Below are 15,948 nucleotides of genomic sequence, written 5' to 3'. Positions count from 1 at the left end.
AGGCGCATGACTTACACCAGCGCCACCTCAGCCCAGCTCACTCCTCCGGTCGGCGAGTTCCAGGAGGTCGGCGGCCGGCGGCTCTTCGTGCACCGGTCGGGCAGCGGCGGGCCGGTCGTCGTGTTCCTGCCCGGTGCCAGCGCGATCGGCCTGGACTACTACGGGCTCCAGCAGGAGGTCGCGGAGTTCGCCACGGCCGTGGTGTACGACCGCAGCGGCACCGGGTACAGCGACGAGGTCCCGCTGCCGCGTACTGCCGAGGCGGTGGCCACGGAGCTGCGCGAGCTGCTGGAGGCCCAGGGCGTTCCGGGGCCGTACGTGCTGGTGCCGCACTCGCTCGGCGGGGCGTACGCCCACCGGTTCGCGCAGCTGTACCCGCAGGACGTGGCCGGGTTCGTCTGGCTGGACGCCTTCCACCACGACTGGGACGACTACGTGCCGGCCGGCAACAGCCTGGCGGCGAGCGAGGCCATCGCACCCACCCGCGAACAGCTCGAAGGGGCCCTGCCGTTCATCCGCACGATGGTCAGCCTGGCGCTCGTGGACTTCCCCGAGGACGTACGTGAGGCCGTGACCGAGTACCACGTGAGCGACAGGTGGATCAGTGCCGGCATCGCCGAGCGCACCGGCCTGGACGTCCTCGCGGCGGAGCTGAAGGCCGGTCCTGCCCTGCCCGACGTCCCGCTGATCACGGTCACCCCGCTCGCCGTCGACCCCAACCAGCAGGCGCTGATGCCGGAAGAGCAGCTCCAGGCCCTGCACGACGGCAAGACCCGCCAGGCTGCGGACATGGCGGCTTCCGTCACCCACGGCGAGCACCGCGTCCTCACCGACACCGACCACAGCCGGCTGATCTTCGAGCGGGCCGACGTCGTGGTCCAGGCGATCCGCGACGTGTGCGAGCGGGCCGCGCGGAGCTGAGCGGCCGGGCACACCCGCCACGCCCGGCGAGCGGGCCACTCGGGTGAACAGGAAGGAGGCCGGAGACCGCTGACTCGGGGGCGGGTGCAGCGGACGGCACCACGGCGGCGGGTTCGCCGGACTGCCGGCGGGCGGCGGGTGGTGGCAGCGGGTACAAAGTAATGATCTTGATCTGACAGCGAACGGCCCCGGGAGCGGACTCCCGGGGCCGTTGTCAGGCGTGCTTAGAGGCTGGCGACGTCCGCCTGCTTGGCGCGGACGGCCTCGGAGGCGGCCTTGAGGTCGGCGACCTCGGCGTCGGTCAGCTTGGTCTCGACGACCTTGCGGACGCCGGCGGCGCCGATCTCGGCCTCGACACCGAGGTAGACACCCTCGATGCCGTACTCGCCGTCGACCCACGCGCAGACCGGCATGACCGCGCCGGAGTCCTCGGCGACGGCCTTGGCCATGCGGGCGGCAGCCGCCGACGGGGCGTAGTAGGCCGAACCGGTCTTGAGCAGCGCCACGACCTCGGCGCCACCGTTACGGGTCCGGACGACCAGCTCCTCGATCTTGTCAGCCGGGAGCAGCTCCGAGAGCGGCTTGCCGTCGACGGTGCAGTGCGAGGGCACCGGCACCATCGTGTCGCCGTGCGAGCCGAGCGTCAGGGTCTTGACCGAAGCGACCGGGACCTTCAGCTCCTCGGCCACGAAGTGCGTGAACCGGGCGGTGTCCAGCATGCCGGCCTGGCCGAGCACCCGGTTCTTCGGGAACTGGCTGGCGATCTGGGCCAGGGCGGTCATCTCGTCCAGCGGGTTGGACACGACGATGATCACGGCCTCGGGGGCGTGCTTGGCGACGTTCTCCGCCACGCTCCGCACGATCTTGGCGTTGACCTCGATCAGGTCCATCCGGCTCATGCCGGGCTTGCGGGGCAGGCCAGCGGTGATCACGACGATGTCGGAACCAGAGATGGCCTCGTAGCCCTCGCCGTTCGGGCCGGTGGTCTGGCCGACGACCTTGGTCTCGAAGCCCTCGATCGACCGGGACTGGTTGAGGTCGAGAGCCAGGCCCTCGGGCTTGCCCTCGACGATGTCGGTCAGGACGACCGTGTCGAAGATGTTGTACTCAGCGAGTCGCTGTGCGGTCGTGGACCCGTAGAAACCGGCGCCGACGACGGTGACCTTTTTACCCATAGCTTCGGACGGTATCAGCAGTAGCCAGCCACCGGTTCGCCCGTGCCCGTCCACAGATAAACATCACTCACCCATGTACCGTCGGCGAGCTTGTCCCACATGCTGCTGCGGTACCCGTCGCGGCCGGCGTGCTCGGTGCCCGGCGCGGAGCACACGATGTCCACGGTCTCCCCGTCGGCGACGGTGCCGGCCACCGGGTTGCTGGTACCAGGCCCGGAGCGGCGGTTGAGCGCCGTGCCGCCGTCGGTGTCCACGATGCCCTGCCTGGGGCCGAGCACGCCGTGGTTCTGGATGGTCTGGCCGGCGTCCCTGCGGGTCGAGCCGTGCAGGGCGTAGCCGTCGTAGTCTGAGCCCGACGCGCGGATCACCCACTTGCCGAACGCGTAGTGGTCGATGGGCGTGTACGCGCCGTCGCGGCGGAGCGCGAAATGGACGTGTTTCCCGGAACTACGGCCCCCGCACGAGACGTCGTTGCCGATGTTGCCGAGAAAATCGCCCTCTGCGAGCGCCTTGCCGTCCGCCGCGATGTTTCCTTCGAGGTGGTAGTAGTCGGTGGAGAAACCGTTGTCGTGGACGACGCGCAGCCAGCCCTTCCCCGAGTTGCACATCGTGTAGGCCAGCCCGCCGCGCGCGGCGAGTACCCTGCCGTCGCCGCCGGCCAGGTCGATCGAGCTGCGCGGACCGCCGGCCATCGTGTGCGGGCCGCCCGTCAGGTACCAGGACTGGCCGAGGGCGAAGGGCAGGCGCATCCCGGTGCGGTAGTCGGGTGCCGAGCGGCTCGTGAACACTCGTTTCTCGTCGTCCGAAAGGGACGGCACCTTCGTTGCGAGTTTCGCGAAGTCGGGGTCGCCTTCGAGTGCCGTCCGGCCGTCCGAATAGAGGAAGAGCCAGCCTTGCGGGAGTTCCGTACCGCCGGGGACGACCGCAGTGCCGAATGCGCCCGAGTCGCTGTCGCCGCGCCGCACGGACACCTTCACCGGATGCGTCTTCTCGAGCCGGAGTTTCGCGCGGACCTGCCGGGACACGCTCTCTTCGACGGCGGGTCCGGCGGCGGGGGCCGGGGCGGCGTGCGCGGGAACGCCCAGGGTGCCGGTGAGGATCAGTAACGTCGCAAAAGCCATACGTCTCCGCATCGTCAGATCATGGACAATCCCGGCGAGTCGCCCCGGGATCGCGCCCGGCGTGTCGGGTTCCGATGCGCCGACATGAGCAAATCTGATCGAACCTGTTGACTTGTGAGCTAGAACACGCTCAGACTCGACTCACTCTGACACGCCCGGACACAGGAGCCCTTCGATGCGCGGTCATCCCCTCATGGCAGCCGCACTAGCCTGCGGCGCGCTCTCCGTCCCCCTGCTGGCCTCTCCCGCCCAGGCCGGTACGCCGGTCACGATCTCCTCCGGCGCGCTGTCGGTGCGCGTGGACAGCGATTTCCCCCGGGTCATCGACTACACCCATCGCGGTACCGGCAATGTGCTGTACGGCAACGAGGACGCACTCAGCCAGGTCACCATCAACGGCGCTACGCAGACGCCGGCGGTCACAAGCACGACGGCGGCCGACCGGGTCGACTACACGCTCACGCTGAGCGGCGGCGCGGCCATCCACGCGCGGATCTCCGTCGCGGATTCCACTGTGGAGTTCCGGGTCACCTCGATCACCGACCCGAACGCCGCCATCAGGACGATCGCGATCCCGGGCCACAATCTCGTTTCCGTGCGCAGTACGCAGGGCGGGACCGCGCTGGCCACGACGCGCATGCACACCGCGACGACCGGCACGGGCGACACGTTCACCTCGCTCACGGCCAGCACTGCGGCTGACTCCGCACCGCAGGGCCAGATGTACGCGATCGTGAACACCGGCCAGCTCGCCGCGTCGATCGCCACGAACTCCTACTACGACACGCCGTCGGGGGCCACGGCGAACGAGAACGCGCGCATCTACAAGCAGGTCGTGAGCAAGTCCGGGTACCGGCGGGCCGGCCTGTGGAGCGGCGACTGGCTCTACCGCCCGTCCGGCGCGCCGGCCACCGAGCCGCTGCCGTTCGCGAAGGTCGTCGTCACCCCGGACCGCAACGGCGACGCGGTCACCGACTGGCAGGACGGGGCGATCGCCTTCCGGGACATCATGACGAACCCGCTCGGCTGGGAGGAGACGAAGGACCGGGTCGTGCAGCGCATCCCGTTCAACTTCGCCTCGCAGGCCACGCACCCGTTCCTCCAGACGCTCGACGAGACGAAGCGGGTCTCGCTGGCCACGGACGGGCTCGGGCAGTTCGTGCTGCTCAAGGGGTACGGGTCGGAGGGGCACGACTCCGCGCACCCCGACTACGGCTTCGTCGGGCCGAGGCAGGGCGGTGCCGGCGACCTGCGGACGCTGACCACGGCCGGGGCGCAGTACAACGCGGACTTCGGCGTGCACGTCAACGCTCAGGAGTCGTACCCGGTCGCCAGCTCGTTCTCCGAGTCCCTTGTGGACGTCAATGCCAAGGGCTGGAACTGGCTCGACCAGTCGTACGTCATCCGGCACCGCGACGACGCCAACTCCGGTAACCGGCTGGCCCGGCTCCAGGAGCTGAAGACCGCCGCGCCCGACCTGAAGTTCCTGTACGTGGACGTCTGGTACCGGGACGGCTGGGAGACGCGGAAACTCGCGCGGGAGATCAACGGGCTGGGGTACCAGGTCGCCACCGAGTTCCCCGACAAGTTCGAGGAGAACACCCTGTGGAACCACTGGGCCACCGACGTGAACTACGGCGGCTCCGACTACAAGGGCATCAACTCGCAGATCACGCGGTTCATCCGTAACCACCAGCGCGACGACTGGATCGCGCGGGACCCGATGCTGGGCGGGGCTGAGATCGAGGCGTACGAGGGCTGGCAGGGGAAGAACAACTTCGGCAGCTTCCTCAACACCACGTTCGGCACGGATCTGCCGACCAAGTACCTCCAGGGTTTCACCATCCAGAAGTGGGCGGCGAACCGGATCGACCTGTCCTCCGGCGTCTCCGTGACCATGTCCGGCAGCAAGCGGACGATCAGCAAGGACGGCCACCCGGTCCTCGACGGCAAGAACTACCTGCTGCCGTGGAGCCAGGCCGCCGAGACCAAGCTCTACCACTGGAACGACCAGGGCGGCACGACCACCTGGTCACTGCCGTCCTCCTGGGCCGGATCGTCCACTGTGAAGCTCTACCGGCTCACCGACCAGGGCCGCGTCCTCGTCTCGGATCTCGCGGTCACAGGTGGCCAGGTTTCGATCACCGCGACCGCCAGGACCGCGTACGTCGTCTACCCGACCACCGCTCCGGCCGTGGCTGACGTGAAGTGGGGCGAGGGCCAGCCGCTCAAGGACCCGCGTTTCTACTCCGGCAACCTGAACAACTGGACGGTCAGCGGCTCCGCCTCCGTGGTCCGTAACTCCCTCGGCCAGAGCGAGCTGTCGTTCGGTTCCGGCGCGGGCTCGGTTTCGCAGCCGCTGACCGGGCTCCCGGCCGGCAGCTACTCGGCCTCGGTCAACGTGAAGACCGCTGGCGGCCGGAAGGCCACTCTGGACGTTGGCGGCACTTCCGCCTACACGACCTCTTCCACTTTCACGAACAACATCGGTGGCGACGAGAAATACGGCTCCACCATGCAGAAAATGCAGGTCTTCTTCGATGTACCCGCCGGAGGAAGCCCCACCCTCACCCTCTCCGCCGCAGCGGGCACCAGCGCCGTGCTGTTCGACGACGTGCGCGTCTTCGCCGGCGCCCGGACGGCTCAGGGCACCCACCACCTCGTCGAGGACTTCGAGAACACGACCGGCGGCTGGGGACCCTTCGCCGGCGGCCCGGGCCACGACAAGGACCCGCGCAGCCACATCGCCCAGAAGCACGCCCCGTACACGCAGGCCGGCTGGAACGGCAAGCCGATCGACGACGTGATCGGGGGCAGCAACTCGCTCAAGACGCACGAGGAGTCGGCAGGCCTGGTGTACCGGACGCTGCCGCAGACAGTGCGGTTCACGCCGGGGCGGAAGTACTCGGTGAGCCTGAAGTTCGAGCAGGCGTACGCCGGGGACTACGCCTTCGTCGTCGGCGACGGTTCGTCCACTGTGTCCACGACGAACTTCGCGCAGGCACGTACGCCTCAGTCCTTCGCCCTGACCTTCGACGCGTCGTCTACCGGCGAGTCGTGGATCGGGGTGAGCCGGGTCAGCAACACCTCCGGACAGGACCGCGACCTGGTCATCGACGACCTCGTGATCGACGACGCCGGCCCGGGCGGCGGTGGCGGCTCGAACCGGCTCAACCAGGCGCTTATGTCCGTCAAGTACTGCGACAGCCAGGAACTCTCCGGCGAGAACGCGCCGTGCGCGAACGTCCTCGACGGCAACTCGTCGACGATCTGGCACACCCAGTGGTCGGGCACGACCGCGCCGATGCCCCACGAGATCCAGCTTGACCTCGGCGGCACGTACTCCGTGAGCAACCTCTACTACCTCCCCCGCCAGACCCAGTCCAACGGCCGCATCGCGAACTACGAGGTGTACGTGTCGGCGGACGGGACGAACTGGGGAACGGCGGTCGCGACCGGCACCTTCCCGAACGCGGCAGCCGAGCAGACCGTCTCCTTCACCGCGAAGAGCGGGCGTTACGTGCGGCTCCGCGCGCTGAGCGAGGTCGGCGGCAACGCGTGGACCTCCGTCGCCGAGCTGAACGTCGGCGTGGCCGCCGCCTCCCGGATCAGCCAGTCCTCGATGTCGGTGGTGTCGGTCGACAGCGCAGACACGGCAACCAGTGGCGGGGGCGCGAACGTTCTCGACGGCGACACCGCGACCCTGTGGCACACCGCGTGGTCGCAGGTCGACCCGGACACCCCACCGCCGCACGAGATCGTTCTCGACCTCGGCCGGTCCTACGCCGTGAGCTGCCTGTACTACCTGCCCCGGCAGACCGGCACCAACGGCCGCATCGCGAACTACGAGGTGTACGTGTCGGCCGACGGCACCAACTGGGGCACGGCCGCCGCGACGGGTACGTGGACCAACGCGGCGACCGAGCAGTCGGCGTGCGTGACCGGAAGGACCGGCCGGTACGTGAAGCTGCGCACGCTGACCGAAGTCAACGGCGGGGCGTGGACCTCGGTAGCGGAACTGAACGTCTCCGGTACCTGATCGCTGTGAGAAGAGGCCCCCGGACGGGGGCCTCTTCTCGTCACATCCGTTCCGCTGTCTCCACCACGTTCGCGAGGAGCATCGCGCGGGTCATCGGGCCGATCCCGCCGGGCATCGGGGCCAGCCAGCCGGCCACCTCGCTGACCTCGGGGGCGACGTCACCGGTGTACCGGCCCTTGCCGTCCTCGCCGACCACCCGGGTGATGCCCACGTCCACGACCACGGCACCCGGCCGGACCATGTCCGCCGTGAGCAGCCCCGGAACGCCGGCCGCGACGATCACGATGTCGGCGGCGCGGGTGTGGGCTGCCAGGTCACGGGTACCGGTGTGGCACAGGGTGACCGTCGCGTTCTCCGAGCGCCGGGTCAGCAGCAGGCCGAGCGGGCGGCCCACCGTCGTACCCCGGCCGACCACCGTCACCTCGGCGCCCCGCAGCCCGATGCCGTAGCGGGTGAGCAGCTCCACGATCCCGCGCGGCGTACACGGCAGCGGGGCCTCGAAGCCGAGCACGAGCCGGCCCAGGTTGACCGGGTGCAGCCCGTCGGCGTCCTTGCCCGGGTCGATCAGCTCCAGGATCGCCTGGGTGTCCACCTGGGACGGCAGCGGCAGCTGCACGATGTACCCGTGGCAGGCCGGGTCGGCGTTCAGCTCCGCGACCACCGCGGCCACCTGCTCCTGGCTGGCGTCGGCCGGCAGCTCGCGGGCGATCGAGGCGATGCCCACCTCGGCACAGTCCCGGTGCTTGCCAGCCACGTACGCGTGCGAACCCGGATCGTCGCCGACCAGGATCGTGCCGAGGCCGGGCACGATGCCCCGCTCGGCCAGTTTCGCCACCCGCTGCCGCAGCTCTTCCTTGATCGCCGCCGCCGTGGCCTTGCCGTCGAGAGTCTTCGCCGTCACAGCGCTGATTGTTCCACGCTGGGCGGTTGCGGCCTCACAGCCGGTACCAGAAAAACATGATCTTGATCTTGGTCTGGGCCGGCGGGGGAAAGTCCTGGTCAGAGGCCTGTGGATTACGGTGATATGTGGCAAATCATGCCTTAGTGATTGAGGGGGCCATGCGCGCACGCAGAATTGCCGCGCTGGCCGTCGTGCCCGTCCTCGCCACGGTGGCGCTGGCGGCGTGCGGCGGCTCGGGGGGCGGCAGCAGTGATGGCAAGATCAGTATCGGGATCGGCGAGCCGAAGCACATCGTGCCGACGAACGCGAACGACACCCCGGGCGGCCAGGTGGTCGAGGCGCTGTTCACGAACCTGGTGGTCTTCGACAAGGCCAACAAGCCGGTCAACGCGGCGGCCGAGGACATCACCACCAGCGACAGCAAGGTCTGGACGATCAAGCTGAAGAGCGGCTGGACCTTCCACGACGGCACGCCGGTGACAGCCCAGGACTACATCGACACCTGGAACTACGGCGCATACGCCCCCAACGCGCAGGAGAACAACAGCTTCTTCGAGGGCATCGAGGGCTACGCGGCACTCCAGGGCGCGACCCCGGCCGCCAAGGAGCTGACCGGGCTGAAGAAGGTGGACGACACGACGTTCACCGTCACGCTCGACGCGCCGTACGCCGAGTACCGGGCGAAGCTCGGCTACAGCACCTTCGTGCCGATGCCGAAGGCCGCCTTCGCCGACATGAACAAGTACAAGGAGGCGCCGGTCGGCCAGGGACCGTTCAAGATGGACGGCACCTGGGAGCACGACAAGAAGATCACCGTCTCGGCATACGACGGGTACAAGGGCGAGAAGCCCAAGGTCAAGGGCATCGAGTTCCGGGTGTACCAGCAGCCGACGGCCGAGTACGCCGACCTGCAGGCCAACAACGTCGACGTCATGACGACCATCCCGACCGAGAGCCTCGGGTCGGCGAAGAAGGACCTGGGCGACCGGTTCAAGAACAGCCCGTCCTCGTCCTTCACGTTCCTCGCGCTGCCGCTGTACAACGACAAGTTCAAGAACCCCGAGGTGCGGCGGGCGATCTCCAAGGCGATCGACCGCGAGGAGATCACGAAGACGATCTTCAAGGACTCGCGCTCGCCAGCGTACGCCTTCGTCTCCCCCGTCGTGGCCGGCTACCGGGCCGACTCGTGCGGCGACGGCTGCAAGTACGACCCGGCCAAGGCCAAGGAGCTGCTGACCGCGGCGGGCGGCCTGCCAGGCGGGCAGCTCCTGATCACGTACAACGTGGACGGCGGGCACAAGGAGTGGGTCGACGCCATCTGCAACCAGCTCATCAAGAACCTGGGCGTCGGCTGCGTCGGTGCCGGTGAGCCGAAGTTCGCCGACCTGCGGACCAAGGCGAAGGCCAAGACGGACATCGGGGCCTTCCGGCTCGGCTGGGCGATGGACTACCCGTCGATGGAGAACTACCTGACGCCGGTCTACACCACGAACGGGTCGTCGAACTACTACGGCTACGCCAACACCACGTTCGACCAGACGGTCGCAGCGGGTAACCGGGAGCCGACCGCCGACGCGGCGATCAAGAAGTACCAGGAGGCCGAGGACATGCTCGCCAAGGACCTCCCGGTGGCTCCGCTCTTCTTCGGGCAGAACGTCTACGGTTACTCGACGAAGGTGAAGAACGTGGAGATCAACCCGTTCACCCGAGTGGACCTCATCAAGATCGAAACGGCTTAGAGCCTGGTAGACCAATGGATGAGCGGGGGATCCTCCGGGCGTACCGGTCGCAACCCCGCTCGCCTGCGGCCGTGGTAAAGGTCACCCTGTGTAATCGCACTCAGGACAAACCATCCCACAGTGGTGACATGAGCGGATAAAGCAGCCTTACCGATGATGGAAAGTCTTCGATGTTGCGACTCCCATCACTTCAGCTGACTAGGCTCAAAAGCCATGAACAGTGCAATAGGTTCGCGATTTCCGTGCGTGACTCAATAACACGGCGGTCACATATTGACAAGAACTTAAGCCAGTAGTCGTTACGGACCCGTAACCGTTTCGGTTTGCTGTCGCAGCGACGCAACCCATACCTTTGCGTCGCTGTCCGCCGGCAGACCCCCGTCGCGGTGCACAGCCTGAGGGAGACGAGGAGGATCCATGCGAGTACGCAAGATTGCCGCACTGGTTGCCATCCCCGTCGTTGCCACCGCGGCACTGGCTGCCTGTGGCAAGGGCGAGGACAAGGGCAGCGGCGCTGGTGGTGGCGGCACCGTCAGCATCGGTATCGCCGAGCCGAAGCACCTGACCCCCACCAACGTGAACGACAGTTCCGGTGGCCAGGTCGTCGACTCGCTGTTCGCTGGTCTGACCAAGGTCAACCCGGGCGACAACAAGATCGTGCTGGACGCGGCCGAGAAGATCGACACCACGGACTCCAAGACGTGGACGATCACGCTCAAGGAGGGTTACACCTTCCACAACGGCGACAAGGTCACCGCGCAGGACTACATCGACTCCTGGAACTTCGGTGCCTACGCGCCGAACGGCCAGGAAGGCAACAACTTCTTCAGCCGGATCGATGGCTACAAGGCCCTCAACCCGGCGGACAAGAAGGCCACCCCGGCCGCCAAGGAGATGACCGGGCTCAAGAAGGTCGACGACAAGACCTTCACGGTGACCCTCTCTCAGCCGTTCGCTGAGTGGAAGGCCGTCATGAGCTACAACGTCTTCTACCCGATGCCGAAGGCTGCCTTCGCGGACATCAAGAAGTACAACGAGGCTCCGATCGGCAACGGCCCCTTCAAGATGAAGGGCAGCTGGGAGCACGACAAGAAGATCACGGTCGAGGCGTACGACGGCTACAAGGGCACCAAGCCCAAGGTCAAGACCGTCGAGTTCCGCGTGTACCAGCAGCCGACCGCGCAGTACGCGGACCTGCAGGCCAACAACGTGGACGTCATGACCGCCATCCCGACCGAGAGCCTCGGTTCGGCGAAGGGCGACCTGGGCGACCGGTACAAGCTGAGCCCGTCCTCCAGCTTCACCTTCCTGGCCCTGCCGGCCTACAACCCGAAGTTCACGAACCCCGAGGTCCGCAAGGCGATCTCGATGGCGATCAACCGCCAGGAGATCGTGGACGTCGTCTTCAAGGGCACCCGCAAGGCCGCTGACTCGTTCGTCTCCCCGGTCGTGCCCGGTTACGTGGCCGGCTCCGGTGGCGACGCGGTCAAGTACGACGCGAAGAAGGCCAAGGAGATCCTGGACGCCGCTGGCGGCCTGCCGACCGGCTCGCTGACCATCACGTACAACCAGGACGGTGGCCACAAGGAGTGGGTCGACGCCATCTGCAACCAGCTGGTGAAGAACCTGGGCATCAAGTGCGTCGGCGCCGCTGAGCCGAAGTTCGCCGACCTGCGGACCAAGGCCCAGGCCAAGACCGACATCGGTGCCTTCCGCATGGGCTGGTCCATGGACTACCCGTCGATGGAGTCGTACCTCCAGCCGCTGTACTCCGCCAAGGGCTCCTCGAACTACTACGGGTACGACAACCCGACGTTCGACAGCACCGTCGCGGCCGGTGACCAGCAGGCCACCTCCGAGGGCGCGGTCAAGAAGTACCAGGAGGCCGAGCAGATCCTGGTCAAGGACGTTCCGGTCGCCCCGCTGTTCTTCGGCCAGAACGTCTTCGGTCACTCCTCCAAGGTGAAGGACGTCTTCGTCGACGCCCGCAGCCGGGTTGACCTCCTGAAGATCGACACCAAGTGATCGCCGACGCTGCCCGGTCAGCTCGCGTACCCCGCGAGCTGCCGGGCAGCGTCGTTTGTTGTTGCCCAGACCGGCCCCGGCTCCCGTCGGAGGGACGATGCTCCGCTACATAATCCGCCGTCTGCTGCAGATGGTGCTGGCGTTCTTCGGAACCACGCTCATCGTGTACTACATGATGTTCCAGGCCAGCGGTGACCCGATCCAGGCTCTGGCCGGCGAGAAGCCGGTCAACGAGGCTGTCCGGGCCAAGCTCACCGCGGAGTATCACCTCGACGAGCCGTTCCTCGTCCGGTACTGGTACTACGTCAAGGGCCTGCTCACCGGCGACCTCGGCAACTCGCTCTCCGGCGGGCGCCCGATCGCCGAGGTCCTCGCCGAGCGCTGGCCCACCACGGCCAACCTGGCGCTGTACGCCTTCATCTTCGTCGTCATCCTCGGCGTCGGGGCCGGTGTCATCGCCGGTATCCGCCGCGGCGGGATCTTCGACAACACCACCCTGCTGCTCACCCTCGTCGTGATCGGCATCCCGAGCTTCGTCCTCGGCCTCACCCTCCAGCTCGGCCTGGGCGTGAAGGCCGGCATCTTCCCTGTGACGTACATGGAGGAACGCGACGGGCAGTTCGGCCTGATCCTGCCCGGCTTCATCCTGGGCTCACTCGCGCTGGCCACAGCCGTCCGGCTCACCCGGACCTCGGTCGCCGAGAACCTGCGCGCCGACTACGTGCGCACCGCGAAGGCCAAGGGCCTCGCGAAGCGCCGGATCACCATCGTCCACGTGCTGCGCAACTCGCTGATCCCCGTGGTCACCTTCCTCGGCATCGAGATCGGCAACCTGATGGGCGGCGCGATCATCACCGAGGGCATCTTCAACGTCCAGGGCGTGGGCTTCGAGCTCAAGAAGGCCATCGACATCGAGGACGGCCCGATGGTCGTCTCGATCGTCAGCATCCTCGTGGTGATCTACCTGCTGGCCAACCTGCTCGTGGACATCCTGTACGCCGTCCTCGACCCGCGAATCCGTTACGAGTAGGAGGGGCGGTTCACGATGTCTGACTTTGAAACCGTCGCCGCGACCGAGAACCACGCGGCAACTCCCGGCCCGGCCGGCGAGCCCGGCGCGCCCGGCCAGCCCGACAACACCAGCAAGGTGCGCAGCCTGGCCGGTGACGCGTGGCACGACCTGCGCCGAAAGCCGATCTTCATCATCTCCTCGCTGATCATCCTCGTGATGGTCGTGATGGCGGCCTTCCCGACGCTGTTCACCTCCGCAGACCCGCGGTCGTGTGAGCTCGGCCGGTCGATGAAGGGCCCGAGCGGGGACGCGATCTTCGGCTACAACCTGCAGGGCTGCGACGTCTTCGCCCGTACCGTGCACGGTGCCAGCACCTCGATCCAGGTCGGCCTGTACTCGACGATCCTGGCCGGCGTGCTGGCCGTGGTGATCGGCATGCTGGCCGGCTTCTACGGCGGCATCCTCGACGCGATCCTCGCCCGGATCATCGACATCATCCTGGGCATCCCGCTGCTGCTCGCCGCGATCGTCGCGCTCAAGGGCGCAGGCAAGGGCGAGGGTTACTGGGGCCCGCTGCTGCTGATCGTGTTCATCCTGGGCATCTTCGGCTGGACGACAGCCGCGCGGATCGTCCGCTCCTCCGTGATCTCGGCGAAGCAGCAGGACTACGTGCACGCGGCCAAGATGCTCGGCGCCTCCAACAGCCGGATCATGGTCCGGCACATCCTGCCGAACGCGATGGCTCCGGTGATCGTCGTGCTGACCATCGCGCTGGGCGCCTTCATCACGGCCGAGGCGACCCTGTCGTTCCTCGGCGTGGGCCTCCAGGACCCGATCATCTCGTGGGGCAAGGACATCTCGGAGGCGGCCAAGCGCGTCCGTGACAACGCGGTGCCGATGCTGGTGCCGTCGACGTTCCTGTCCCTGACCGTCCTGTCGTTCATCATGCTCGGCGACGCCGTGCGTGAGGCCTTCGACCCCCGGCTGAGGTGATCATGAGCAACCACCTGCTGGAGGTTGACAACCTCCACATCGAGTTCCGCACCCGCGACGGCGTCGCCAAGGTGATCAACGGGGTGTCCTACCACCTCGACCCGGGCGAGACCCTGGCCGTCCTCGGCGAGTCGGGCTCCGGCAAGTCGGTGACCGCCCAGGCGATCATGGGCATCCTCGACATGCCGCCCGGCGTCATCACCAACGGTGAGATCCGGTACGAGGGCCGCAACCTCCTCACCATGCCCGAGGAGGAACGCCGCCGGCTGCGCGGCAAGGAGATCGCGATGATCTTCCAGGACGCGCTGTCCGCCCTCAACCCGGTGTACTCGGTCGGCTTCCAGATCTCCGAGACCCTCCGCAGGAACGAGGGCGTGGCCAAGGACGTCGCCATGAAGCGCGCCGTCGAGCTGATGGATCTCGTGAAGATCCCGGCGGCCAAGGACCGGCTGAAGAACTACCCGCACGAGTTCTCCGGCGGCATGCGCCAGCGCGTCATGATCGCGATGTCGCTGGCCCAGAACCCGAAGGTGCTGATCGCCGACGAGCCGACCACCGCGCTCGACGTGACCGTGCAGGCCCAGATCATGGACCTCCTGGCCGAACTGCGCCGCGAGCTCGACATGGGCCTGATCCTGATCACGCACGACCTGGGCGTCGTGGCCGACGTGGCCGACCGGATCGCCGTCATGTACGCGGGCCGGATCGTCGAGCACGCCGACGTGCACTCGATCTACGCCAAGCCGGCCCACCCGTACACCCAGGGCCTGCTCGACTCGATCCCCCGGCTCGACAGCAAGGGCCATGAACTGTCCACCATCAAGGGCCTGCCGCCGAACCTGCTCCGCCCGCCGTCGGGCTGCGCGTTCCACCCGCGGTGCCCGATGGCCCAGCAGGTGTGCCAGGAGAAGGTGCCGCCGTCGCTGAACCTGGGTGGCGGGCGGACCAGCGCCTGCCTGTTCGCAGAGGAGATCCTCCATGGCTGAGCCGATCCTCCAGGTCAGCAACCTGGTGAAGCACTTCCCGATCACCCGGGGCATCCTGTTCCAGAGCCAGGTCGGCTCGGTGAAGGCCGTCGACGGCGTGTCCTTCGAGCTGAACAAGGGCGAGACGCTGGGCATCGTCGGCGAGTCCGGCTGTGGCAAGTCCACGCTGGCCAAGCTGATCATGCAGCTGGAGAGGCCGACCAGCGGCTCCGTCACCTTCAAGGGCCAGCAGATCTTCGGCCAGTCGGGTGGCGAGCTCCGCAGGACCCGGCGGAACATCCAGATGGTGATGCAGGACCCGTACACCTCGCTCAACCCGAGGATGACGGTCGGCGACATCATCGGCGAGCCGTACGAGATCCACCCGGAGGTGGCTCCGAAGGGCGACCGGCAGCGCCGCGTCCAGGAGCTGCTCGAACTGGTCGGCCTCAACCCGGAGCACATCAACCGGTACCCGCACCAGTTCTCCGGCGGCCAGCGCCAGCGGATCGGCATCGCCCGCGCCCTGGCCCTGCGGCCAGAGGTGATCGTCTGCGACGAGCCGGTTTCGGCGCTCGACGTGTCGATCCAGGCCCAGGTGATCAACCTGCTCGGCCGTCTCCAGAAGGAGATGGGCCTGTCGTACGTCTTCATCGCCCACGACCTCTCGGTCGTCCGGCACATCTCCGACCGGGTCGGCGTGATGTACCTGGGCAAGATGGTGGAGATCGGCACCGAGCAGGAGATCTACGAGCGGCCGACCCACCCGTACACCCAGGCGCTGCTGTCCGCGGTGCCGGTGGCCGACCCGACCGCCCGGGCCAACCGGGAGATCATCCGGCTCGAGGGTGACGTGCCCAGCCCGGCCAACCCGCCGTCGGGCTGCCGCTTCCGCACCCGGTGCTGGAAGGCTCAGGACATCTGCGCGACGGAGGAGCCGGCCCTGATCGACCGCTCGGCCGACGCACACCCGAGCGCGTGCCACTTCGCGGAGCTGCGCCACGTCGTGGCGTAGAGGTCTGCGTTGAAACGCCCCCGGTGAGTACTCACCGGGGGC

General features: G+C 67.6%; 11 protein-coding genes. 8 read left to right on the top strand and 3 right to left on the bottom strand.

Features of this window, described 5'->3' with window-relative positions:
• Positions 1-6 precede the first annotated feature (6 nt).
• On the top strand, positions 7-921 hold the full coding sequence (locus A3G1_RS0102510; protein WP_018347883.1) for an alpha/beta fold hydrolase: 915 nt from the start codon (positions 7-9) through the stop codon (positions 919-921).
• A 224-nt stretch (positions 922-1,145) separates the two neighbouring features.
• Here the strand turns inward: A3G1_RS0102510 and mdh are convergent, their stop codons facing one another.
• Positions 1,146-2,096, bottom strand: coding sequence for a malate dehydrogenase (gene mdh, locus A3G1_RS0102505; protein ID WP_018347882.1), 951 nt, complete (start codon positions 2,094-2,096; stop codon positions 1,146-1,148).
• A gap of 14 nt (positions 2,097-2,110) precedes the next feature.
• Entirely contained in the window at positions 2,111-3,229 is a 1,119-nt protein-coding gene (locus A3G1_RS0102500) for a M23 family metallopeptidase (protein WP_245563423.1), read from the bottom strand.
• A 181-nt stretch (positions 3,230-3,410) separates the two neighbouring features.
• On the opposite strand from A3G1_RS0102500, the gene A3G1_RS0102495 reads away from it, so the two are divergent.
• Complete coding sequence (locus A3G1_RS0102495; RefSeq protein WP_018347880.1) at positions 3,411-7,256, top strand: endo-alpha-N-acetylgalactosaminidase family protein; 3,846 nt, start codon at positions 3,411-3,413, stop codon at positions 7,254-7,256.
• Positions 7,257-7,296: 40 nt separating this feature from the next.
• Here the strand turns inward: A3G1_RS0102495 and A3G1_RS0102490 are convergent, their stop codons facing one another.
• A complete protein-coding gene (locus tag A3G1_RS0102490; RefSeq protein WP_018347879.1) occupies positions 7,297-8,157 on the bottom strand; it encodes a bifunctional methylenetetrahydrofolate dehydrogenase/methenyltetrahydrofolate cyclohydrolase in 861 nt (286 codons plus the stop codon).
• 158 nt (positions 8,158-8,315) lie between these two features.
• Here A3G1_RS0102490 and A3G1_RS0102485 point away from each other — a divergent pair, with 158 nt between their 5' ends.
• From A3G1_RS0102485 to A3G1_RS0102460, 6 genes are all read left to right on the top strand, one after another.
• Positions 8,316-9,896, top strand: a complete 1,581-nt coding sequence (locus A3G1_RS0102485; RefSeq protein WP_018347878.1) for a peptide ABC transporter substrate-binding protein — start codon at positions 8,316-8,318, stop codon at positions 9,894-9,896.
• Positions 9,897-10,313: 417 nt separating this feature from the next.
• On the top strand, positions 10,314-11,921 hold the full coding sequence (locus tag A3G1_RS0102480; RefSeq protein ID WP_018347877.1) for a peptide ABC transporter substrate-binding protein: 1,608 nt from the start codon (positions 10,314-10,316) through the stop codon (positions 11,919-11,921).
• Between the two features lie 97 nt (positions 11,922-12,018).
• Complete coding sequence (locus A3G1_RS0102475; RefSeq protein WP_018347876.1) at positions 12,019-12,951, top strand: ABC transporter permease; 933 nt, start codon at positions 12,019-12,021, stop codon at positions 12,949-12,951.
• A gap of 15 nt (positions 12,952-12,966) precedes the next feature.
• Positions 12,967-13,926 carry an ABC transporter permease gene (locus A3G1_RS0102470; protein ID WP_018347875.1) on the top strand — a complete coding sequence of 320 codons (960 nt, stop codon included), beginning with the start codon at positions 12,967-12,969 and terminating at the stop codon, positions 13,924-13,926.
• Between the two features lie 2 nt (positions 13,927-13,928).
• Positions 13,929-14,912 (top strand): ABC transporter ATP-binding protein, encoded by a 984-nt coding sequence (locus tag A3G1_RS0102465; RefSeq protein WP_051110392.1) that lies wholly within the window; start codon positions 13,929-13,931, stop codon positions 14,910-14,912.
• Complete coding sequence (locus A3G1_RS0102460) at positions 14,905-15,906, top strand: ABC transporter ATP-binding protein (RefSeq protein WP_018347873.1); 1,002 nt, start codon at positions 14,905-14,907, stop codon at positions 15,904-15,906. The genes A3G1_RS0102465 and A3G1_RS0102460 overlap by 8 nt, the downstream gene beginning before the upstream one ends.
• The last annotated feature ends 42 nt before the right edge of the window (positions 15,907-15,948 follow it).

Origin of the sequence: Longispora albida DSM 44784 (assembly GCF_000379825.1) — a bacterium.
Taxonomy (GTDB): Bacteria; Actinomycetota; Actinomycetes; order Mycobacteriales; family Micromonosporaceae; genus Longispora; species Longispora albida.
The sequence above is the reverse complement of the archived record's forward strand: the minus strand, read 5'-3'. Positions and strand labels throughout refer to the sequence as shown.